Source organism: Lysobacterales bacterium, from assembly GCA_014946745.1.
GTDB lineage: Bacteria > Pseudomonadota > Gammaproteobacteria > Xanthomonadales > Xanthomonadaceae > Aquimonas.
The window spans coordinates 458,645-478,614 of record JADCRD010000003.1; the positions used below are offsets into that span (position 1 = coordinate 458,645).

A 19,970-nucleotide genomic window follows, 5' to 3' on the forward strand; every position below is an offset into this window, starting at 1 on the left:
CCCACCACCCCGCAACACCCAAGCTTCAAGCCCTCTCCCCGCGGAGGGAGAGGGTTGGGGAGAGGGGCAAACCCGCCTCACCCCCAGCCCAACCCGAACACCCAAACCAGCAGGCGCAAAAGCGCCGCCCCACACCCCGCGAAGGAGCCCCCCATGGCCGTCAAAATCACCAAAAAAATTCAAGGGCTACGCTGTCCTCAAGGCCCGAGACAAGGCCACCGCTCCGCCCCCCTGCCGCCGCCGCCGCGCCCGCCCCGGCCGAACCCCGTGCGCCAAAGCGCCGAAGTCAATCCAGATGCACGAGCAGATCGAGCGCCCCGAAGTGCTGGTCGGCTCCACCTACAAGATCAAATCGCCCCTCTTCGAGCACGCCCTGTACGTCACCATCAACGACATCGTGCTGAACCAGGGCACCGCCCACGAATCGCGCCGCCCCTTCGAGATCTTCATCAACTCGAAGAACATGGACCACTTCCAGTGGGTCGTGGCCATCACCCGCATCATGAGCGCCGTGTTCCGCAAGGGCGGCGACGTCACCTTCCTAGTCGAAGAGCTGAAAGCCGTGTTCGACCCCCGCGGCGGCTACTTCAAGGCCGGCGGCGTGTACATGCCCAGCATCGTTGCCGAGATCGGCGCCGTGGTCGAAGACCACCTGAAGACGATCGGCCTGATCGTCGACCCCGAGCTGGACGAACACCAGCGCGCCCTGATCGCCGAAAAGCGCGCCGCCTTTGAGGCCCAGTCAAAAAAAAACGCTGAGGTAAGCCCGGCAGTAGAGGGCGCGGCGAGTGGGGAAGCGAAGAGCGACGCCGCCACCTTCCCGCCCGGCGCGACCCTGTGCCACAAGTGCAACACCCAGGCGATGGTGGTGATGGACGGGTGTCAAACTTGTCTGAATTGTGGGTATTCGAAGTGTGGGTGAGGGATAACTAGTTGCGGCTGCCTTGTTGAGGGGCATCATGCTTTTGGATCAGCCAAGGTTGCACAGAGTTGAAATCGGTGAGCTAAAAAACATCAGGGGGCTCTCGCTGGATTTCAACGCAAGCGCGCTGACTGGAGTAATGGGAAGCAATCGGAGTGGAAAGACGACGGTTCTTCATGCGTTGGCTTGTGCCTTTGCGCCAGTTTCTGGCGGTGGGGACTACAGGTTCCCAATGTTCTTCAAGCCGAACTCGGACGCTCTCTGGAAGGACAGCAATTTCTCTATCGTTTACGGCGGGAGAGTTGGGTCGGAAACCTATAGCAACCTGCGTCAGGAGTATCGAAAAGACACTGACCGCTGGTCGCCAAGATATGGAAATCGCCCCAGTAGGTACGTGAAGTTGGTTGGAATCGCAGAGTCGGTCCCAGATGTGGAGTCTGTTGCCCTTAACTCCATGATTCACTACACAAAAAGCCCGCGAAAGGCGTCAGTTGACACTGAGGTTCTTAAGCGTGCTGGTGGCGTGCTGAACGAGGACTACAGTGATTACTTTGGGGTGGTTTACAGTTATCGAGCGCGAAACTCAATTGCGGTTCCTGCCCGGGGTGTAACCTACTCGGGGCTCTCAATGAGCTCGGGAGAGCAAAGAGTTTTCCGGATTCTTGAGGCGGTCTTTGCCGCGCCAAAGTACGGACTTGTCTTGGTTGATGAGATTGACCTGTTCTTGCATCAAGATGCGCTGCACCGCCTCTTCAAGGTGCTGACGGAGCACTGCGAAAAGAACAGTAAGCAGCTCATCTTTACGACGCACTTTCCACCTGTTGGGCGAATTTATGAAAATGTCGATATTCATTTTATTCATAGGGCCGCAAGTCGGACGCTGAGTTGGAGGGGGTATTCCCATGAGGCCTTGCGGCATATTACAGGCGCCCAAAGCAGGCCCATTTCAGTTTATGTTGAGGATGACGTCGGTGAGAGGATAGTCTCTGGTGTCGCGCAGGAACTGTCTATCCGAAAACATGTGAATATAGGCCGATTCGGCTCGGCCTCGAATGCTGCCGCCGTAGTTGCTGGAATTCATGCCTCGAATCCGAAGGACGAGAGTTTCTTGGCCGTTCTTGACGGAGATGTTTGTGCTAATGCGGAAAGTCGTAGAGCCAGACTGAAGGCTGTGTGGACAGGCGACACCCCGAAGCACATCGCGGATCGAAGGTGGCTTGCAAAACGGATCCGGACCTTCGCGCCACCGTTCGTAGGCGGCTCAAAGAGCCAACGCATGTGTCCAGAGCAAGCACTCCACAAGATGGTGAAAAATCTTGCAGCTGAAGCAGTTCCGTGCAACCTCGCTCCGATCTGCGATATTGCCTGCACGATCACCAACGTCTTGAATAGGCACGACTTTGTGGATCATATCGTGGACGTGACAGGGGATAACAGAGACGTAGTAATTGCTGCCGTAGTCGACCTCGCGCGACTTTCAGTAACCTGGGGACGGTATACGAGGGTCCTACGAACGTGGCTTTTAAGCCAAAAGCAAAAGCTGGGCCTTTGATGGAAGAGAAATGATGGATTTAAGTTGGAATGCAATCGCGGCGTCACTATCGAGTTTCCCGTGTAAATAGGTCTCTCAACACTCCTGCTGGAGAACCCAAGATCGGGACTATCTTTCCAGTCTTGACTTGGAAAACAGGGTCAGGTTCACTTTTCACGAGCTAGAAACTCAATCTGCCTCTTGTGTCTTGACTGGAGCCAAGGAGAACTTATTTGACGGACGCATTCTATTGGCTGCTTGGGCTGGCTTTTTTGATCTTCTCGGCCTGGATCTCGTTTCTCAACTGGGGTGTCTTTTTCCAGGGCATTGTGAAGAAGAAGCAGGCATCTAACTGGATCCCTCTTCTTGGTGGTCTCTCGGGTGCCGTTGGTTTAATCGCTCTGCCCTCCGAGCAATTTGGGGTCTACTGGTTTCTCCCATTGTTCTTGGATTGGGGTTCCATCCCCGGGTTGGCTTACAGCGCGTTCGCGAGATCAGAGTCGGGTCCAGCGACATGACGGGGCGAGGCTCCGGCCCATCTTCTTCGGTAAGGGGGTAAGGTTCACTTTGTGGTACGGATAAGCGGGTACCAAAAGAGGAAGAAAAGGGTCAGGTTAATTTTCCATGAGCATGTGATTTTCACTGACCCGTTCCGCGCGCCGTTATTGAAGCACTTTTCGGCTAGGCGGCATCGGGATGAGGAGTGCAATGGATGCTAAAGCGGATGGTCGTGACCTCTCTCTTCACCTTGGGGTCTCTTTGGTCCTTACGGCTAGTCTTGTTTTACTGCCAATCCTGCGTCGGTTCGATAGATGTGCCTAGACAGCTTGAAGCGTCGTGCGACGAGTTCGAGCAGGTGTCGGTGACTTTCGCAACACTCGGTCCGCCAAGATATGTCCAATGCTCTGACGCAGTTGATGCGCTTTCCCGAGGCGAGCTGTTGTCAGTACATCTGGTAGTCGATTCCAGTCGAGCACCTTCTTTCGGACTGCTCCAGCACATAAAGCTGTGCGAGTTCTCTACTCTTGGAGGATCTGGAGAGGTCACCCAGGCCGGAGCATGCCGGTTCGAATCGAATGGATTGTAGTTTTGCGATTTCAATGCTGCGAAAAGAACGGGGTCAGGTTCACTTTGTGGTACGGATGCGAAGAATGGGGTCCGAAGAATGGGGTCAGGTTCACTTTCCAAGGCATGAAAAGATACCCTGACCCCCTGCTTGTTCTGAAGGCGTTCGAGAAGTGAGCACTTCGGCACCCGTGCACCTTCGCCCGATGCTTGCCGCCTACGGCTGGATCTGCGGAATCTTCATCGGCATTCCGGCCTTGCTGATGTCCCTCGCGAACCCCTCAGTCGCACTTGGGATCTTCGCCAGCGTGGCGAGTTTCGTTGTGCCTTGCATGCTGGCCGGCGCCTTGCTCTGCGACTGGGCAGGGCGACAGCTTTCGCAGCGCAAGTGGCCGCGTAAGCTCTCCCGTCAAGCGGACAAGGAATTCCTAGAACCTTCGGCTGCTTGGGCTTTGCGCTCGGCGGGTGTCATCCCGTCGAGGGCGTCATGGGGTCGTTCCTCGTTGTAGTCGAGCATCCACCACCACGCCGCCTCGCGGACGTCGTCCAAGCGAGAGAACAGGTGCGGGTCCAGGACCTCCTCGCGGAATGTCCGGTTGAAGCGCTCGATGTAGGCGTTTTGATTGGGCTTGCCGGGCTGGATGTACTGGATGGCCATACCTTGGGACTTCGCCCAAGCCACGAATGCTTCGCCGAGAAACTCAGGGCCGTTGTCGGTGCGCAGCACCTGCGGCAGCCCACGCTCGCGCTGCAGGCGCTCGAAGACGCCGATCAGGCGCTGCGCGTTGATCGAGGTGTCGACCTCGATGTGCAGCGCCTCGCGGTTGAAGTCGTCGATCACGTTGAAGGTGCGGAAGCGTCGGCCGCAGGCGAGCGCGTCGCTCATGAAGTCCGCCGACCACACGCTGTCGGGCAGTCGCGGCACATACAGCGGTACGCGCTCGCGTTTGGGCAGACGACGCTTGGCGGGGCGGCGCAGATTGAGCTTCATGGCCTTGTACACGCGATAGATGCGCTTGGGATTCCAGTCGGGACGCCGGCGCCGCAGCAGGTCCGAGCACTTCCAGAAACCTCGGCTCGGCCGCTCGCGCACAGCCTCTGAAAGCGCTGCGATCAGTTCGGCATCGCGCACCGTCCAGTCCAGTGGCGGGGCGTACCAGGCCGAGCGCGACAGCCCGATGCAGGCGCAGGACCGACGCAGCGGCAGGCGATGGGCTTCCGAGAGGAAACGCACCGCCTCGCGCTTCTGCGCCGGCGCTACAACTTTTTTGCGATCAGGTCCTTCATCGCCGAGTTCTCCAGCGCGAGGTCGGCGTACAGGCGCTTGAGGCGGCTGTTTTCCTCCTCGAGCTCGCGCACGCGCTTGAGCTCCGAGGCTTCCATGCCACCGAACTTCGACTTCCACTGGTAGTACGTCGCCACACTGATCCCGGCCTGCCGGCAAACGTCCTTGACCGGCATACCCGCATCGGCCTGCTTGAGGATCGAGACGATCTGCGTCTCGCTGAACTTTGACTTGCGCATCTGAACCTCCTGGCTGGGAAACCTTGCCAGAAAGTTCTAGAAACCTGTGTCCGCAGTACCGGGGAGCTTACGCGAGCAGCTTGCCGCCATCACCGACATCGAAGCGCTGCGCGCAGCGGCGCTGGCGATGGTGGATTCGCAGCTGCAGCGGATCGCCGAGCGCGACCGCTGCATCGAGTCTCAGACGCATGAACTTGCCGAGCGCACCGCTGCACTGACCGAGCGCGACCAGCGCATCGCCTCCCAGCAGCGGCAGCTCCAGAATCTCGACCTCACGGTCCAGCACCTCAGCCACGAGGTGGCGCGCCTGAAGCGCATCCAGTTCGGCGCCAGGACCGAAGCGCTCAGCGCCCTGCAGCGTGGCCTGTTCGAAGAGACCGTCGCCGAGGAGGTCGCGGCTGCCGAGCAGGCGCTGGAGAACGCCCAGAGTGCGAGCGGCGCGGACGCGGCATCGCCCGCCGACGCCCCGATCGCACGCCCCGCCAAGGCCACACCCAAGCGCCAGGCGCTGCCGCCGGAGCTGCCGCGCATCACCACCGTGCACGAGCCCGCGACGGGCTGCACCTGCGTCACCTGCGCCGCCGCCCTGGTCAAGATCGGCGAGCACGTCAGCGAGAAACTGGCTTACACGCCGGGCAAGTTCCACGTCGAGCGCCACGTCCATCCGCAGTACGCCTGCCGGGCCTGCGAGACCGTCGTCGCCGAGCCGGTGGCACCGTCCGTCATCGACCGCGGCCTGCCCGCGCCCTCGCTGCTGGCGCAGGTGCTGCTGGCCAAGTACACCGACCACCTGCCGCTGTATCGGCAGCAGGCGATCTACGCCCGCGCCGGCGTCGAGCTGCCGCGCAGCACGCTCGCCGACTGGGTCGGCGCCTGCGCTGTCGCCCTGCAGCCGCTCGCGGATCGCTTGCGCGAGAAGCTGCGAGAGCAGGCCTGCCTGCATGCTGATGAGACCCCGGTCGATACGCTGGATCCGGGCAACGGCAAGACCCAGCAGAGCTATCTGTTCGCTTACCGAAGTACCGCCGGGCCACCGATCGTGGTGTTCGACTACGCCGACAGCCGCAGCGGCAAGCACGCACGCGAGTTCCTCGGGGACTGGCGCGGTGCGCTCATGGTCGACGACTACGCCGGCTACAAGGCGCTGTTCCGCGAGGGCGTCACCGAGCTCGCCTGCTGGGTGCATGTGCGGCGCACGTTTGTCGAGGTCGTCCAGGCCAGCGGCAGCCCCCTGGCGCAGGAGGCCGTCGAACGCATCGGCGTGCTGTACCGCATCGAAGCCGAGGCCAAGGACCAAGGACTCCACGGGGAGGCGCTGCGCGCCCATCGCCAGCAGCAGGCCACGCCGCGGCTGACTGAGCTGCACGCCTGGCTGCAAACACTGGGCCTCAAGGCACTGAAGAACAGCGGCCTGGCCAAGGCGGTGAATCACGCGCTCGGCCGCTGGCCCGCGTTGCTGCGCTACCTCGAGGACAGCGGTCGACCGATCGACAACAACCCGATCGAGACCGAGCGAAGCGAAGGCGTAGTGAGCGTAGCGAACGTTGCTGCGAAGCAGCCGAGCGCTATTCGCCCGATCACGCTCGGGCGCAAGAACTGGCTGTTCATCGGCGGCACGAACGCCGGCCCACGCGCCGCCGCGATCATGAGCCTCGTCGCCACCGCCAAGGCCAACGGCGTGTGCCCGCAGGCCTGGCTCACCGACGTACTCACCCGCCTGCCGACCACCCGCAATCGAGATATCGACAGCCTGCTGCCGATTGAGGGCTGGGCAGCGCTCGGCGGCTGAGGCTCAGCACAGGGTGAGGTCCAGCGGTAGGTGTCGTCGCCGGACGCTTACCGAACAACGCGTACGCGCCCACGTCAAGCGGGACACTGCGTGCGCAGCGCCCGCACCTGTACGTTCCGAGCGCCTGCTCTGCCACCTGGGTTCGGGTGCATCTCGCCAGCTCCCGCACGTCCCAACACCGACAGGCCTGCGTCACCTACACGCCTGCCTGTGGTGCGCCGCGCGCGTTCCGGACTCAGCTCTCGAACCCGTCACGAAACAGCCTGTCGCCGAGCCGTTCATGCGCACCGATGTCGCAGGCGGCGTTGCCATCGTCGTTGCCGTCCTGCGGGCGCAGCGTGCCCACGGCGTCGGTGGCCACGCAGGACGCGGCGTTGCCGCTGTCGACCGTGGGTGAGTTGGCGGCATAACGAATCACCGGCATCGGGCTGTTGACGTCAATGCTGCCGTTCGCCAGCGTCGGGATGATCGATGCGCCGGGGATGACGTTGCCGCAGTTGGTGTCCACGGCGATGTTCGCCTGTGCCTGCTGGACGAGCGCGGTCAGAAAGCAGCCGATGCCGGTGCCTCGGCCCAGCACCGTGTTGTACAGCTCTCGCACGACGCTGCTGTTGGCAGCCGTCAGGTTGGACACCGGCCCGCTGTTGCTCTGGAAGCTCAGGTGACGCGCGTCGAGCAGGGTGCGGAACAGTTCGATCGCGCCCGCGTCCGTGGTGCTGGTGCCGCTGGCTGCGTTGCCCTCGAAGCTGAGGTTGTCCATTCGCGCCACCGAGAGGGCGTTCGTGGCGGTGCGCAGGAACAGGCCTGCGCCGGTGCCGGCGACGTTGCGCACGAAGCTGCTGCGTTCGAAGTTGAGCGCGCACTGGACTGAGCAGTCGGCCATCAGGCCGGCCCCTGCAGACCCGCCGGCCACCGTGCTGTCGGCGCGATTGTCCAGAAACACCGAGTCGCTGACGCTGACGCCACTGAGGGCAAGCACCGCGCCGCCGAAACCCGTGCGTCCCGAAACCTGGTTGAGCTCGAAGCGGGTGCCTTCGACGTTCACGACGCGGCCGTACACCGCACCGCCGGAGGCTTGGGACTGGTTGACCGAACCGTTCGAGATGGCGCCGTTGCCGATGAAGTCGCTGTCGGCGATGTCCACGCTGACGCCATTCCAGTGCACCGCACCGCCGCGGGAGAAACCGGCGTACACCGACACGCACTGGCGGAAGCGCATGCGATCGAGCGTCAGCCGGCTGGTCAGCGTGTCGGCGTTGCTGCCGTCCAGACATCCGCCGCCGCTGCCGGTGTTCTCGGCGCGCCCGGAGGACAGCGTGAAGCCTCTCAGGGTCAGCGCCTGCACCGTGCTTCCGACAGTCAGCAGGCGGAACGAATTCAAGGGGTTGATGGGCTCGACCGACAACCCCGGCGCGGCGCTGGCGTCGATGGTCAAGGCCCCTGCGGTGATGGTGGGCAGCGGCTGCAGCAGCTCGATGATGCCCCCGCTCAGGGCAGGCGCAAACACGATCTGGTGGGGCGGGCTGGGGGTGATGTTGGCGAGCGCGATCTGGTCGCGCAGGCTGCCGCTGCCGCTGTCGTTGAGGTTGGTCACGGTGTAGGTCGCGGCATCCGCGCTGTGCGCCGCGCACGTGAGTGCCATCAGGGCGAGGCAATGCAGCTTCAGGCGTGAAGACATGGGGTTCGCTCTTGGGAAGGTCCCTCCGGTTACGGTGACCAGTGCGAGATTCGGACAGGGTTGTCCTCGCCCCGCGCGCTTGCTGGATACGCTGACCATCGCCAGGTAAGGGGGGCAGGTTCGCTTTCTGGGGCGGATGAGCGGGTGCCGAAAGCGGCTGTCGGGTTCGTTTTCCAGAGCACGAAAACTGACGCTGACCTTTTTCCTCAGCCGTGCGCGCGGCCTGGCTGGTCTGCGACGACTTCCTGCTGGTGGCGCTGCCCGCCGAGTTTGATGTGGTGGTCGGCAACCCGCCCTATCTGCCGCAGCAGCGCATCCCCGCGCATCGCTTCCCGCTGGATCGTTCCGATCTGGCTGCGCGCCTCTGCCGCGCTGGCAAGGAGGCTCGCGTTGCTTGAGCGGGATGCGCCCATGCGGCGCTCCAAGCACGTGCTCGGGGCGGGGTTGACGAGCACGCTTCTTCATTGCGACATGAGATTGGACCTGTGTTCATGGCAAGCGCCTCCTTCCAGCTGACTCACAAGCTGTTCTACATCTCGGTCCTGGCAGCGGCTGCTTCCGCACTGCCGGGCTGTGCGGCGTATGAAACGTACCGCTCGACGGCGGTCTTGGAGCGAAAATTCCTTGTTCCGGCTGCCGACGTCTTTGATCGTGTCGAGCGCGCGGCCAAGGCCTGTTGGAACGAGAAGCGTGCGCTCGCGGGTGTCTCGATCGAGGTCCGCAGATACGACGTCGGAGTTGGCGGCACCTCACTTCGAATTGCCCCCAAGGCATCCAAACCGGGGTTCGCTAGCGCCTTCCTCACAGTGCGGGTGACGGCTTCGACAGAGCGCCTGAGTTTTGTGACGATCGAGGAGGCGCAGACCGTCTACTCAGACAACTACCGCGGGTTTGCGCCGACTGTTGAAGGGTGGATCGAAGGGCGTCTCGAGTGCGGAGGTCGTGTGCCCGGAAGGAACCGAAGCGCGCAACGGGCAACGACCAGGTCGCCGGCTTCAGGCCGATCCTCGTAGCCTCTCCCCAGCCCGCGGGCTGGCTGCGCTTGGGTGTCTCTTCCCCGCGCTCCTGCGTTCCCGGAGCCTGCACTTGCAAGGGTGAACTGAGGCGGGCCTCACTCTCAGGCTGAGATGCGCGCGCCATAGGCCACCGGTAAAGTCCTGCTACGCCGCACCGCAGCCATTGGAGCCAGTCGACCCATGCGCCATGCCACACGCTTCGCCGCCTTCGGGCTGATTGCCTGTCTCCCGGTCGCGGGCTTCGCAGCCGGCCCTGTCGATTCGAGCGCGGTGCGTCATGCATCGGGCGAGTTCGCCAGGACGCAGCCGTCGCCAGCGGAGTTCTGGCGCGTGCCGGCGGGAGCGGCCCTCGCCAAGGCGGCGCGTGTCACCCGTGAGGCGCCGCGACCGGACGAAGTGCAGGCCCTGCATCAGCGCAATGCCGATGGCGCGTTCAAGCGTGTGCAGATCGGCCTGGCGCGCGCGCTTGCGCCAGACGGCGTGGCGCTGTCGGCGCAGTGGACGAAGGCGGCCGGCGGCGAGCGCGTGGCGCAAGTGGAGGTGCGCTCGATCGGTGCCGCTGCGCTGCGCGTGGGGCTGGACGTTGCAGGCTTGCACCCGGCGATCGAGCTGCGCTTTGGCGGCTCGCGCAGCCCGGAGCGGCCGCTGGCTCGTACCACAGTGGCCGAGGCGCAGCGCCTGCTGGGCGATGACGGCCTCTACTGGACGCCCAGCACCGATGGCGAGGTGCAGCGCGTCGAGGTGACCATTCCCGCCGGGGCCGAAGCGCCGGCCGCGCTCTCGCTGCCGCGCTTGAGCCACCAGATCGTCGACAGCCGGACACCGTATCGCCTGCCGCAGAAGATCGGCGAGTCCGGCGCCTGTAACGTCGACGTGGTCTGTCGCCTGAACGAGCTGGGCCCGCACTTCGCCAACGCGCGCCACGCTGTCGCCCACATGCGTTTCGTGGTGAGCGGAAGCACCTACATCTGCACGGGCACGCTGGTGGCCGACAACGACCCGGCCAGCCAGGTGCCGCTGTTTCACAGCGCTAACCACTGCTTCTCTTCGAACACCAGCGTGCCGCCCAACGCGACGCAGATGCAGACGGTGGCCAACACGCTCAACACCTTCTGGAACTACGAAGCCACCACCTGCAATGGCCTCGTCTCGGCACCGCAAACCCAGCTTGCGGGTGGCGCCACCTACCTCGGCTCGGACCATCGCACGGACGGCATGCTGCTCCGCTTGAACCAGACTGCGCCCACGATCGCGTTCTTCGCAGGCTGGAACGCCCAGCCCCTGGCCAGCAGCAGCGCCGTTACCGCCATTCACCATCCTTCGGGGGATGCCCGCATGGTCTCGACCGGCCAGAAGCTGTCGGAAGATGCGGACAACCATGAGGTGGGCTGGCTGAGTGGCACCACGGAGGGCGGCAGCAGCGGCTCCGGGCTCTTCACGATTGCGGCGACCGGAGCCTACGAATTGCGTGGTGGGCTGTTCGGCGGCGCCGCCAGCTGCGCGAACACCGGCAACCTGGGCAACGCCGGCAATCGTGACTACTACTCGCGCCTCGACAAGGACTTCGCCTGGATGTCGCCGTGGCTGCTTTCGAGCCCGAACGTGTTCCAGAACGGTTTCGAGGCCACAACCGTGGTCACCGTTTCGCCCTGACACCGCCGACTTCGACGATCGGCCGCCGCCGCGGTCAGCGCGCCATTCGGGGGCAGATCAAGCGTTCTGACTGCGCAGCGGGTCTGCGGTGATGCTGCGCAGGGCCGTGTCCAGCGACGCTGCGGCCACACAGCGCGTACCGAGGGTCGGGTGAAGGGGTCAGGGTTAAGGGGTCAGATCCGGGTTAAGGGGTCAGGTCTAACTTCGTAGCAGGGGCTTGTTCTTTCGCATCGCAATGCCTGCCGATCTCTTCCCCGCTTGCCTGATCTCTCCTCGCCCGCCACCCCCGCCGCATGCCCTCCCTCTGCGACTGCCTAGGTCCCGCCTTCCGCGCGCCGGACGTCTCCGCCGCGCAGGAATCGCTCGCGGCCGAAAGCGAAGTCGAGCGCGCGGCGGTGTTCACCCGGCCCGAGGTCGCGGCGGCCATGCTTGATCTCTGCGGCTACGCCGCCGACTGCGCCCTGCATCGACTGCGCCTGCTGGAGCCTTCGTTCGGCGGCGGCGACTTCCTGCTGCTGGCGGTGCGCGTCTGCTGCAGAGCTGACGTTCCGGGGGCGGCTCGCCGGAGTCCGCGCTCGGCGATCTGCGCGAGGCCGTGCGCGCGGTGGAGCTGCATCTCTCATGCGGGCCCTTTCCCAATCGGGCCAGCGCTTGGATCGGACCGCGCAAGGTGGCGCAGCCCCTCTGCCAAGTCCGGTGTCTGATCGATCTCCACCCCGTTCTACGAGTGGATCTTCTGCGTGCCCTTCACCCGCGCTTGCCCCTTGACCTCGCTTCCCGAGCCCATGACGCCATGCGCTTCTTCGCCCGCGGCCTTCTCGTCCTCAGCCTGCTCGCACTCGCGGCCTGCGCCACCACCAGCCCTGTGCCGACCGGCCCGGTCATGGCGAATCGCGTCGGCCTGGTCAATCTCGTCCAGCCCCAGCTCACGCACAGCCATGTCGGCGTGACGATGTTCGGCAACGAGGCCAAGCGGGCGGAGCCGCAGCAGCTGCGCGCGCCGGAGTATCTGGCGCAGAGGCTCGGCGAGGCGCTGCAGGCGCGCGGTGTGGAGCTGGTGCCCGTTGAGCTGCCGCGCGAACTTGCTGAGGCCGAGAAGAGCCTCATCTACATGCCGTGGGACACACATCGAGTGCGAGAGGAGTATGAGCCCGCGCTGCGCGAGCTGATGCAGTCGCGTGGGCTGGATGTGCTTTGGGTGGTCGAGTCGTCGGCGTGGCAGGATCCGATCGGCCAGTCCACGGTGATCGTTGAGGGTCATGGCCTCTACACCCGGCGAGTGCTGGGCGATGACCTGCCGCATGCCTACGCGTTCCTTTGGAGCTATGGGCTGCAGGCCGATACCCTCGCTGTCGTAGGCGCGGCCGGTGTGCGCGAGTACACCCCGATCGAGGCCACAGAGCTCGATGCGGCGACGATCCCCAAGGTCGAGGCGGCGCTACAGCCCATGTTCGATCATGCTGCTGGCCGTCTGGTGCAGGCGCTGGATCCGCAGCCGCGTCGATGAGGCGATGGCAGCAGCGGCCGAGCGGATGAAGGATCCACAGCGCGCGAAGACGCCGCTTGACGAGGCTGAGCGGTGGGCCGACACGAAGGCCGCGAGGATCTCGGTGCTGCGGCAGCGCGTGCGACTCGAGCGCCTGCACGGCACACCGGAGAGGGAGCTTGCGAAGCTGTGCCGCATCATCGACATCGACCCCAGCGCGGCCCATGCACACGGAAACCTCGGTGCTGCCCTGCTTCGTATGAAGCGCTATGGAGAGGCTATCCACGCGCTTGAGCGCGCGCTCGCGCTCGAGCGCTATCCTCTGGCGGCGCAGCAGTTGGCCCTAGCGCGACAGGGGCTTGCATCGAATTTGGTTTGTTCAATGCGAGAGACTCGCGAAATCCTGTACTCAAGAATCTTCCTCCATGCACGATCCTAGCCGTTGGTACGGGTCTCCGGACCTCCTGTCCTCCCTCGTGCGCGGGGCCGTTCCATCCGCTTTCGTGCGGTCGCTCAGCCTGCTGTGCGTGCTTTTGCTGGCGGCCTGCGCGCGCACCGAGACACGCCTTGCAGCGAGTGCTGCACCTGAGCAGACGATCGAGCGGTCGGACGATGCAGGCTTCTCTTCCGATGGAACAACGACCTCTTCAGGCGGCAGCTGCAGTCACGGCCTGCGCCTCGAGGGCATGCTGGCCGTGCCGACCTGCCCCGAAAACGGTGAGGGCTGCCGGTACGGCCGCGATGCGGTGAATGCGTATGCCGAGCACATCGATAGTCCGCCCCATGAGTTCAGTGTGCTCGTGGCATCAAGCCCTTGGCGCTTCTACAGCGGGGATGGCCGCATCCTTACCATCGAAGCCTTGACGACGGGGCTGCGAAAGAGCCTCAAGCCTGAAGTGCGCGAAGTAGTGCTGTACGCCAGTTGGTCAGGTGTCGCCCCCGAGGCGCATGTGCGATCGCTTGCGCGGCAGGTGTCGGATGCACTGGACGGGTTTCCGGTTCGGGGTCTGGATGGCTTCATGTGGCTGGAACCGGATGGGCGCGTACGGACAACGCAGCAGGCTTTCAGCGGCTGGCATACCGGCGGCGGCTACCGGGTGGCGCCTGACCAGCCGGTGCTGACTTCGCTCGCGTTCGGCGAAATGATGTTCTACAGCGAGCGCTTGCGCGAAGCCAACGAGTACGGCTTGTTGCTTCACGCGGCGGTAGGTTGGGACGTCCACGGGCTCTGTCCCGAGCGCGCACTCGCCGAGTTCGAGCTGATTGCACCCCATCATCCGATCGCCGCCTACAACGCCGCGCTGATGCGCCTGGAGTCGGGAAAGGCTGAAGACCGGGCGACTGCGCTCCGCTTGCTGCAAGTCGCCGAAAACGCGGGTGACGAAGCTGCGCGTGAACTGCGAAGGAGCCTGCTGTCGCCATGACTGACAGCATTGAGCCGGGCGAGCACGACGGCAGGAGGATCACCATCAAGCACACCGGCCCGACGATCGGTTCCTGCCCTGCTGATTTGTCGCGGCCCACGGCATTCTGCCGTTATCTGCGTGTCCCCTCGAGCCTGAGTCACGACCTGTGAGGAATCCCATGCCGAATCGAATCTCTGTCCTTGGCCGCTTCACCCTCATCGCTGGCCTTTTCGTATTGGCGGGCTGCGTACCGGTGTACCAAGTCGCCAAGCCCGATGCAGAGACCGGCCTGTTGCCCACGACCGTCGAGGTCAAGCCGGAGGAGATCAAGACCTACCAGCCCAGCCCGGTGGTTCAGCGCATTCGATTCGTGCTGCTGCGTACGGCCTCCGGCGGGCTCAACACGGAGCCGTACAACGAGTTTGTGTTCAAGGCCCTGCGTGAGCTTGGGATCACCGAGATCATGTCGCGGGACGAGTTCATGCGCATGGTCATCGACTCGCCGCTTCGCGACACGGTGGGCAATGCCACCGACCCCGTAGCCCTTTCGAAGATCAACGATGCGGTCGGGCCCTTCATCATCGTCGACGCCGTGCAACTGCACGCTGGCGGTGCCTGGTTCGAGACCCGACTGCGTGTGACCGATCCCGCGCGGGCCGACGTGCTGCTGGATGTGCATCGCCTCCGCATCAACTGGTCCAACATGGACAAGGAAGTGAACTACCCGGTCCTGAACGTGCTGAAGCGCTGGTTCGATGAATCGAAGGCGCTGCATGACGAGCCCACGGCTCAAGGCGAGTCGCTTCCAAAGGCCGATATCTGAGTTGGAGCGGCAGGCGCGCCCAGCGCCTCCCTATCCTCTGCGAGCGGCTGGCCCAGCGGCAGTCCTGCATAGCTGCCGCGCTGGAGCCCACGAAGCGCGACAGCCGCGAACATCGCGCGCTGTCGGAGGCGACGAGTTTGAAGGCGCTGTTTCGGGAGTTTGCTGGGCGGATGGTGGCGGTGGTGGGTTGAGGGACGGCATGCAGCGAATCGCGGGCTCATGCGGGCGGCGCAAGCTGCCGCACATGCTGACCGCGCAATCCACGTAAACCGCTTGGCACACTCCACGCCACGGGCCATCCTTCGCCCCGACTCTTTCCTACGCACTGTGCCTCTGCCATGCCATTTCCCTTGCGCATCTACAGCCGACTTCTCGTTGCTGCCGTCCTCGCCGCCAGCCTCAGCGCGTGCGTTACGCCCCAGGGCATCCGCCTCACGCGCAGCGGCCCGAGCGCGGCGGAGCTTACGGACTTCAATGCCCGCAACCTGCCTGTCGGCGCATGGGTCGAGCCCGGCGGGCGGGTCGACACACCGGCAACGACCCTGCTGCAGCCGGTGCCCGGGCCTCGGGTGATCGTGGTGGGTCACGTCATGGCGCTGCAGGCGCTGGATGCGGATGACGTCGACTATCAGAGCTACGCCAGGGCTGCGGCGGGCCCCGGCCAGCGCCCGGCGCTGGACCGGGAGGCCTACGTGCTCACCAGCGCGGGCCGCACGGCGGTGCGAACGGCCGGCGTCACCGGCATCTATTCGCAGCAGAACATGGCCGAAGTGCCGCGTGACCTGGTGGACGGTATCGAGTTCTCGTCGGCCTTCGGCACCGCCATGGTCGGCACCTATGGCGATCTGGTGGCCATGCAGGTGATGCCCCTGCTCGGGCCTTGGCTGACGCATGTGCTGTGCCGCAAGCGCGAGCCGGACTACGCCGGCTGCCTGGAGCGCTACGCCACCGGCATGTTCCAGTCCAGCGATGGCCGCGAGATCGACGGGCGGCTGCGCGTGGTCGAGGACGGCGAACGTATCGACCTCGCCACGTTCCGGCGGGTGCCGCCGCAGACGCACGGCGATGCGCCGGCGGCCGCGCCTGCATCGGCGACCCGGTAGCACCGACGAGGGTCAAGGCCTGTGTGCCATTCGCCCACTGGATGTCGCCTCGACCCTTGCGCCGTGCTGGCCTTGGGACAGGGCTGCTTGTGCCAGCCGCTGTGCGCGCCTGAACGGGTTTGCCGGCTTGAAGAGATCCTCGTCGCTGGCGCTGAATCGTGCAGGCATCGGCACATGCGCGTACTGGAGCTTCGAATGAACAGGGTCAAGCGTCGATTCGTGGAAGCAATCTGCCTCGCCGCGCTGGCCTTCGCGAGCGCAGCCAGCGCTGCTGCCGCGCCGGACCGCGCGCCGGATGTCGATGGCGTCCCCCGCGGCGAATACCACGGCGAAATCTGGTCCGACGGTATGTATGCCTCGGTCACCGAGTTCTACGGCGAGACCCGCGACGGGCGCGACGGCGTCTATCGAATCGACTTCGGCGACGGCAGCGAAGAGGGTGTGCTGGTCGACTGCAAGCGACTCAAGGCCCAGGAGTTCCGCTGCGGCTGGCGGGACAGCTGGGGAACCGGCCAACTCGACCTGGAGTTCAGCACCGACTTCAGCGCCTTCACCGGCGTCTGGAGCGACGACGACAACTCGCCCTCGCTCGGCCTGCGCTGGCATGGGCGGCGCAAGCCGGGCGCGGCGGAGTAAGCCACGTTCACCGGTGGCCCGCCGGGATTCGCGCCCGACGCGGCTGGCCGGCAGGCATTCGATCCATCGCAGTTTCCTTCTGTGCTGCGCAAGCACGCCCACACTCCAGAGGCTCACATGATCAACCGTAGTGCTCTCGCGCTTGTCCTGACCTTGACGCTCGCCGGCTGCATGGGCGGCACCGCCGCGCTGCGCGAGAAGCCCGCAGGCGTGCATACGTTTGAAGTCGAAGGCGCGCTGACGGACGTGGCCAACGCGATCCACGCGCAAGCCCGCCACTGCTACAGCGGCGGCACCTACATGCCCAGCGGCGTACAGACCTCGCAGACGCAGGCGAGCCTGCAGCTCGATGCCGCCGCGGGCCGCGCGCAGATCGACGTGACCCTGCACGGCGCGCTGGGCCCACAGACGTGGCTGCTGATGGATCTTCGGCAGATTGATTCGGCGCGGACCGGCGTCGAAGTGCTGTACTCCCGCAGCGGCTACGAGCGCCGCGCGAAGGCGGTCGAGCGGTGGATCAAGGAGGGGTATGAGAAGTGCCGGTGAATCGATCGGCGACCTCTGACCGGTCCTACCTGCGAGCGATGCTCGCTGCCTACGCTTGGATCTGCGGCATCTTTCTGGGCGTTCCGGCCCTGCTGATGTCGATCGTGAATCCCTCAGCTTCTGGAGAGATTCTCCTGACCGTCGCAAGCTTCGTCGTGTCCTGTTTGCTCACCGGCGCCTTGCTCTGCGACTGGGCAGGGCGAGAGATCGCGCGCCGGAAGTGGCCGGCTTTCTGCATGGCGGGCCTCAGCCTGCTGGTGGCGGTGCTGGCGGTGCCTTCGCTTGCTCTTGTGCTCGCGCCGCCGGCCTCGGGCGTGTCGTCTGGTGTCCTTTGGCTCGGCCTGACGTACGTAGTGATGATGATGATTTTCGGTGCAGGGCCGGCGGCACTCGCAGCGGTACTGTTTATCGGCGGCGTAGAGCGTGCAGACACTTGGAAGAGCGAGGCGAGCTGATCCGTGCGCGGAGTGCGTGCCACGGGCCACTGGGAGCAGCGCGGATGCGAGCGGCGACACTCGCAATCACTAGGCTTCGCCTCGGCCGCGCTCTGCACCGCACTGCGCCGAGCATGCGCATGCTTGCTTTCCCTGCCCAACGCTTTGGCGACGACTGGTGCTGAAGGGAAGGGGGGCGGCAGCACTCCCGCGGCACGGACACGGTCGCGCTGGGCGGAAGTGCTCGACAAGAGCGGCGAACGCGCTAAGGTCGAAGCTCTGCCTTTGCGCTCCGGCGATTCGTCATGGCTCTACACCCCGAAGTGAACTTGTGTTTGCACCCCTCGTTCGGAGCGCGCGGGCGGACTGACTCGCAGGCTGCGCCCGCGCAGGACCGGGTGGACTTCGTGTCTGGCACTGGTTGATCATCTGCAGGCAAATTTCCCCAAAGAACCTTCATGATCGCCATGCGTTCCATAGCTTGGATGTGCTGTGTCCTTCTCGCCGGCTGCGCCACCACCGTGGACAAGCAATTCGCTTCCTTGGAACAGGCGCGCCCCTGCTGCACCTCGATCAGCGAGTTCGAATTCGAGCCGCTGCCTGCAAAAGGCAGCAAGTTCAAACTGGAAGTGCACGCGTCAGTGTTCGATTTCGATTCCGGGCGCAGCTACTTCAAGGCCTTTGAGCTGCCTGGGACTGGCCTGCGGCGATTTCGGGTCAAGACCTATTTCAACGGTATGTGGATCGGTCAGTACCTCGATCCTGTGCTGCTGATCCTCGACGCCGAGCACCGCGAAGTGGCCCGCGGAGCGCTGTCCCTGCGCTTCGACGATGGCAATCTGTTTGGCGACCAGAATGCGCACCTGTTTGGCTTCTTCGCGGTGGATGATGAAGCCCGCTACCTCGTCGTGCTGACTGCGCCCTTCGAGTCCGAAGCGCCGGTGGCGAAGACGGATCCCTCGGTCATGGTCACCATGATTGGCCAAACGCCGATCGCGAGCCCGACGCCGGGAACATCGATCCGCCTGCACCGCTCGCCGACCGGCACGGTGCGCGTCGAGCCTCTGCCGTAGTGCAGCTGGCGGCGCAGCCGAGGTGAAGTCGTTGCGCGGCTTGATTTCTACCCATCCTCGCCTCTCCGCGTTCGCCGATCCGCTGTCGGTGGCGTATCCGTCTGTTGTGGCGCCGCGGGTGCTCGGGCTCCGGGAGTCATCTCGCCAAGCAAAGTGAGACGTTTCGCGCGCTGGCGACACTCTTTGGCCGGGGCGCGGCGGCAGAGCCGCGCGATGGGGCGTAGACGAGCATTTGCCGGGTGTCCGCGCCGCGCGTGGACACTTCGGAGGGCGGTGCTCGAGCCTCGGCGTGGCCGTGACTCGGAGGTGTATCGACATGGAGCTGATCTCTCACTGGATCGACTGGCGCGAGGCCATGGGCAGCCCCAACAGCCGTCAGCGCCGGGCGATCCATGAACTGCTGCAACATCGCCCGATGCTGATGTATCTGGGCGACTCCTGGTTCTCGACGCCGCTCTATCGCAATCTCGCCCGACAGAGCGCCAAGCCCATCGACGGTATGGGCATCGTGCTCGGCAAGCCCGGTGGCCTGGCCGCGGATCTGCTCGCCAAGTCCGCCTTGGACAGCCTGGAAGGGCGACTGCTCGCCAACGATTTCGATGCGCTGATCCTCAGCGCCGGCGGCAATGACTCGCTTTCGGAACGTCTGAAGCGGGTCTTCGCCAAATGGGCAAGCGACAAGCCGGCCGCAGCCAAGATCAGCGCCGACCAGGCTTTTGATGTGCTGGTGAATGCGGGAATCTTCGACGACGGGAACGGCGGCGGCATCCTCGGGCGATACCGGGCGCTGCTTCAGATGGCCCAGCGCGTCCAGGCGAAGCGTCCGGATTTCCGCGTGATCGGGCACACCTATGCGCCCTTGAAGCGCATCGGCCAGGAGGCTGATCTGAGCGTTGCCAACATCGGTCTATTGGCCTTCGTGAAGGGTAGCGTTGGGCCCTGGCTGTGGAGCGTCATGCGGCACGTTCTGGCCGACAAGGACGCCGGGCGGGTGTTCGCGCGCCGGCTGCTGCTCGACGGCTTCAGAACCCTCGTGCTGGATCGGCTCGTCTCAGATTTTCCCGATCTCTTCAGTTACGCCGACTTCAGCACCCTGGTCGGTATCGATGTCGACGCCTTCTGGTACGACGAGATCCACCCCAACGAGGCGGGCTTCGCGCGCATGGCGCCACTGCTCAACGATCGAATTCGCGAGGCCTTGCCGCCCGCGAAGAAGGCTGCCGTGCCCTGAGCCACGGCCAAGCCAGAGGGCGCGCGGGGGGCGCGTCCTCCTGCTGAAAGTGTT

18 protein-coding genes and 1 pseudogene are annotated in these 19,970 nt (G+C 64.5%); 16 read left to right on the top strand and 3 right to left on the bottom strand.

The genetic code is table 11. The features are described from left to right. Positions 1-172: 172 nt before the first annotated feature. Both H4O13_17700 and H4O13_17705 read left to right on the top strand, forming a co-directional pair. A pseudogene (locus H4O13_17700) lies at positions 173-922 on the top strand (NrdJb). Between the two features lie 37 nt (positions 923-959). Then, positions 960-2,474: an AAA family ATPase gene (locus tag H4O13_17705; GenBank protein ID MBE5317232.1), complete on the top strand. Its 1,515-nt coding sequence runs from the start codon at positions 960-962 to the stop codon at positions 2,472-2,474. A 1,453-nt stretch (positions 2,475-3,927) separates the two neighbouring features. On the opposite strand, the gene H4O13_17710 is transcribed toward H4O13_17705, so the two are convergent. Next, positions 3,928-5,042 (bottom strand): IS3 family transposase gene (locus H4O13_17710; GenBank protein ID MBE5317233.1). Its coding sequence is split into 2 segments (ribosomal slippage): positions 3,928-4,790 and positions 4,790-5,042, totalling 1,116 coding nucleotides; the frame shifts between segments, so codons are not numbered across the junction. 142 nt (positions 5,043-5,184) lie between these two features. On the opposite strand from H4O13_17710, the gene H4O13_17715 reads away from it, so the two are divergent. After that, entirely contained in the window at positions 5,185-6,831 is a 1,647-nt protein-coding gene (locus H4O13_17715; GenBank protein ID MBE5317234.1) for an IS66 family transposase, read from the top strand. Between the two features lie 235 nt (positions 6,832-7,066). On the opposite strand, the gene H4O13_17720 is transcribed toward H4O13_17715, so the two are convergent. Continuing rightward, a complete protein-coding gene (locus H4O13_17720; GenBank protein MBE5317235.1) occupies positions 7,067-8,509 on the bottom strand; it encodes a hypothetical protein in 1,443 nt (480 codons plus the stop codon). Positions 8,510-8,715: 206 nt separating this feature from the next. Then, positions 8,716-8,922, bottom strand: a complete 207-nt coding sequence (locus H4O13_17725; GenBank protein ID MBE5317236.1) for a hypothetical protein — start codon at positions 8,920-8,922, stop codon at positions 8,716-8,718. A gap of 78 nt (positions 8,923-9,000) precedes the next feature. Between H4O13_17725 and H4O13_17730 the strand changes: the two genes are divergently transcribed. The 13 genes from H4O13_17730 to H4O13_17790 all read left to right on the top strand — a co-directional run bounded on the left by H4O13_17730 (position 9,001) and on the right by H4O13_17790 (position 19,916). Further along, on the top strand, positions 9,001-9,522 hold the full coding sequence (locus H4O13_17730; GenBank protein ID MBE5317237.1) for a hypothetical protein: 522 nt from the start codon (positions 9,001-9,003) through the stop codon (positions 9,520-9,522). A 183-nt stretch (positions 9,523-9,705) separates the two neighbouring features. Further along, a complete protein-coding gene (locus H4O13_17735; protein ID MBE5317238.1) occupies positions 9,706-11,178 on the top strand; it encodes a hypothetical protein in 1,473 nt (490 codons plus the stop codon). 793 nt (positions 11,179-11,971) lie between these two features. Further along, positions 11,972-12,685 carry a hypothetical protein gene (locus H4O13_17740; GenBank protein MBE5317239.1) on the top strand — a complete coding sequence of 238 codons (714 nt, stop codon included), beginning with the start codon at positions 11,972-11,974 and terminating at the stop codon, positions 12,683-12,685. Beyond that, positions 12,636-13,103 carry a tetratricopeptide repeat protein gene (locus H4O13_17745; GenBank protein ID MBE5317240.1) on the top strand — a complete coding sequence of 156 codons (468 nt, stop codon included), beginning with the start codon at positions 12,636-12,638 and terminating at the stop codon, positions 13,101-13,103. The genes H4O13_17740 and H4O13_17745 overlap by 50 nt, the downstream gene beginning before the upstream one ends. Next, a complete protein-coding gene (locus H4O13_17750; protein ID MBE5317241.1) occupies positions 13,090-14,088 on the top strand; it encodes a hypothetical protein in 999 nt (332 codons plus the stop codon). The genes H4O13_17745 and H4O13_17750 overlap by 14 nt, the downstream gene beginning before the upstream one ends. Then, positions 14,085-14,240 (top strand): hypothetical protein, encoded by a 156-nt coding sequence (locus H4O13_17755; GenBank protein MBE5317242.1) that lies wholly within the window; start codon positions 14,085-14,087, stop codon positions 14,238-14,240. The genes H4O13_17750 and H4O13_17755 overlap by 4 nt, the downstream gene beginning before the upstream one ends. An 8-nt stretch (positions 14,241-14,248) precedes the next feature. Then, on the top strand, positions 14,249-14,893 hold the full coding sequence (locus H4O13_17760) for a hypothetical protein (protein MBE5317243.1): 645 nt from the start codon (positions 14,249-14,251) through the stop codon (positions 14,891-14,893). 338 nt (positions 14,894-15,231) lie between these two features. Then, complete coding sequence (locus tag H4O13_17765) at positions 15,232-15,996, top strand: hypothetical protein (GenBank protein MBE5317244.1); 765 nt, start codon at positions 15,232-15,234, stop codon at positions 15,994-15,996. A 195-nt stretch (positions 15,997-16,191) separates the two neighbouring features. Then, entirely contained in the window at positions 16,192-16,632 is a 441-nt protein-coding gene (locus tag H4O13_17770; GenBank protein MBE5317245.1) for a hypothetical protein, read from the top strand. A 117-nt stretch (positions 16,633-16,749) separates the two neighbouring features. Further along, complete coding sequence (locus tag H4O13_17775; GenBank protein MBE5317246.1) at positions 16,750-17,178, top strand: hypothetical protein; 429 nt, start codon at positions 16,750-16,752, stop codon at positions 17,176-17,178. A 38-nt stretch (positions 17,179-17,216) separates the two neighbouring features. After that, positions 17,217-17,633, top strand: a complete 417-nt coding sequence (locus H4O13_17780) for a hypothetical protein (GenBank protein MBE5317247.1) — start codon at positions 17,217-17,219, stop codon at positions 17,631-17,633. A 446-nt stretch (positions 17,634-18,079) separates the two neighbouring features. Continuing rightward, a complete protein-coding gene (locus H4O13_17785; GenBank protein ID MBE5317248.1) occupies positions 18,080-18,685 on the top strand; it encodes a hypothetical protein in 606 nt (201 codons plus the stop codon). A 316-nt stretch (positions 18,686-19,001) separates the two neighbouring features. Next, positions 19,002-19,916 (top strand): hypothetical protein, encoded by a 915-nt coding sequence (locus tag H4O13_17790; protein MBE5317249.1) that lies wholly within the window; start codon positions 19,002-19,004, stop codon positions 19,914-19,916. Positions 19,917-19,970 lie beyond the last annotated feature (54 nt).

Excerpts from the sequence above, each read along its gene's own strand:
- H4O13_17705 (MBE5317232.1), top strand. The coding sequence starts at position 960 with ATGCTTTTGGATCAGCCAAGGTTGCACAGAGTTGAAATCGGTGAGCTA.
- H4O13_17720 (MBE5317235.1), bottom strand. The coding sequence starts at position 8,509 with ATGTCTTCACGCCTGAAGCTGCATTGCCTCGCCCTGATGGCACTCACG.
- H4O13_17725 (MBE5317236.1), bottom strand. The coding sequence starts at position 8,922 with ATGGGCGCATCCCGCTCAAGCAACGCGAGCCTCCTTGCCAGCGCGGCA.
- H4O13_17730 (MBE5317237.1), top strand. The coding sequence starts at position 9,001 with ATGGCAAGCGCCTCCTTCCAGCTGACTCACAAGCTGTTCTACATCTCG.
- H4O13_17735 (MBE5317238.1), top strand. The coding sequence starts at position 9,706 with ATGCGCCATGCCACACGCTTCGCCGCCTTCGGGCTGATTGCCTGTCTC.
- H4O13_17740 (MBE5317239.1), top strand. The coding sequence starts at position 11,972 with ATGCGCTTCTTCGCCCGCGGCCTTCTCGTCCTCAGCCTGCTCGCACTC.
- H4O13_17745 (MBE5317240.1), top strand. The coding sequence starts at position 12,636 with ATGCTGCTGGCCGTCTGGTGCAGGCGCTGGATCCGCAGCCGCGTCGAT.
- H4O13_17750 (MBE5317241.1), top strand. The coding sequence starts at position 13,090 with ATGCACGATCCTAGCCGTTGGTACGGGTCTCCGGACCTCCTGTCCTCC.
- H4O13_17755 (MBE5317242.1), top strand. The coding sequence starts at position 14,085 with ATGACTGACAGCATTGAGCCGGGCGAGCACGACGGCAGGAGGATCACC.
- H4O13_17760 (MBE5317243.1), top strand. The coding sequence starts at position 14,249 with ATGCCGAATCGAATCTCTGTCCTTGGCCGCTTCACCCTCATCGCTGGC.
- H4O13_17765 (MBE5317244.1), top strand. The coding sequence starts at position 15,232 with ATGCCATTTCCCTTGCGCATCTACAGCCGACTTCTCGTTGCTGCCGTC.
- H4O13_17770 (MBE5317245.1), top strand. The coding sequence starts at position 16,192 with ATGAACAGGGTCAAGCGTCGATTCGTGGAAGCAATCTGCCTCGCCGCG.
- H4O13_17775 (MBE5317246.1), top strand. The coding sequence starts at position 16,750 with ATGATCAACCGTAGTGCTCTCGCGCTTGTCCTGACCTTGACGCTCGCC.
- H4O13_17780 (MBE5317247.1), top strand. The coding sequence starts at position 17,217 with ATGCTCGCTGCCTACGCTTGGATCTGCGGCATCTTTCTGGGCGTTCCG.
- H4O13_17785 (MBE5317248.1), top strand. The coding sequence starts at position 18,080 with ATGCGTTCCATAGCTTGGATGTGCTGTGTCCTTCTCGCCGGCTGCGCC.
- H4O13_17790 (MBE5317249.1), top strand. The coding sequence starts at position 19,002 with ATGGAGCTGATCTCTCACTGGATCGACTGGCGCGAGGCCATGGGCAGC.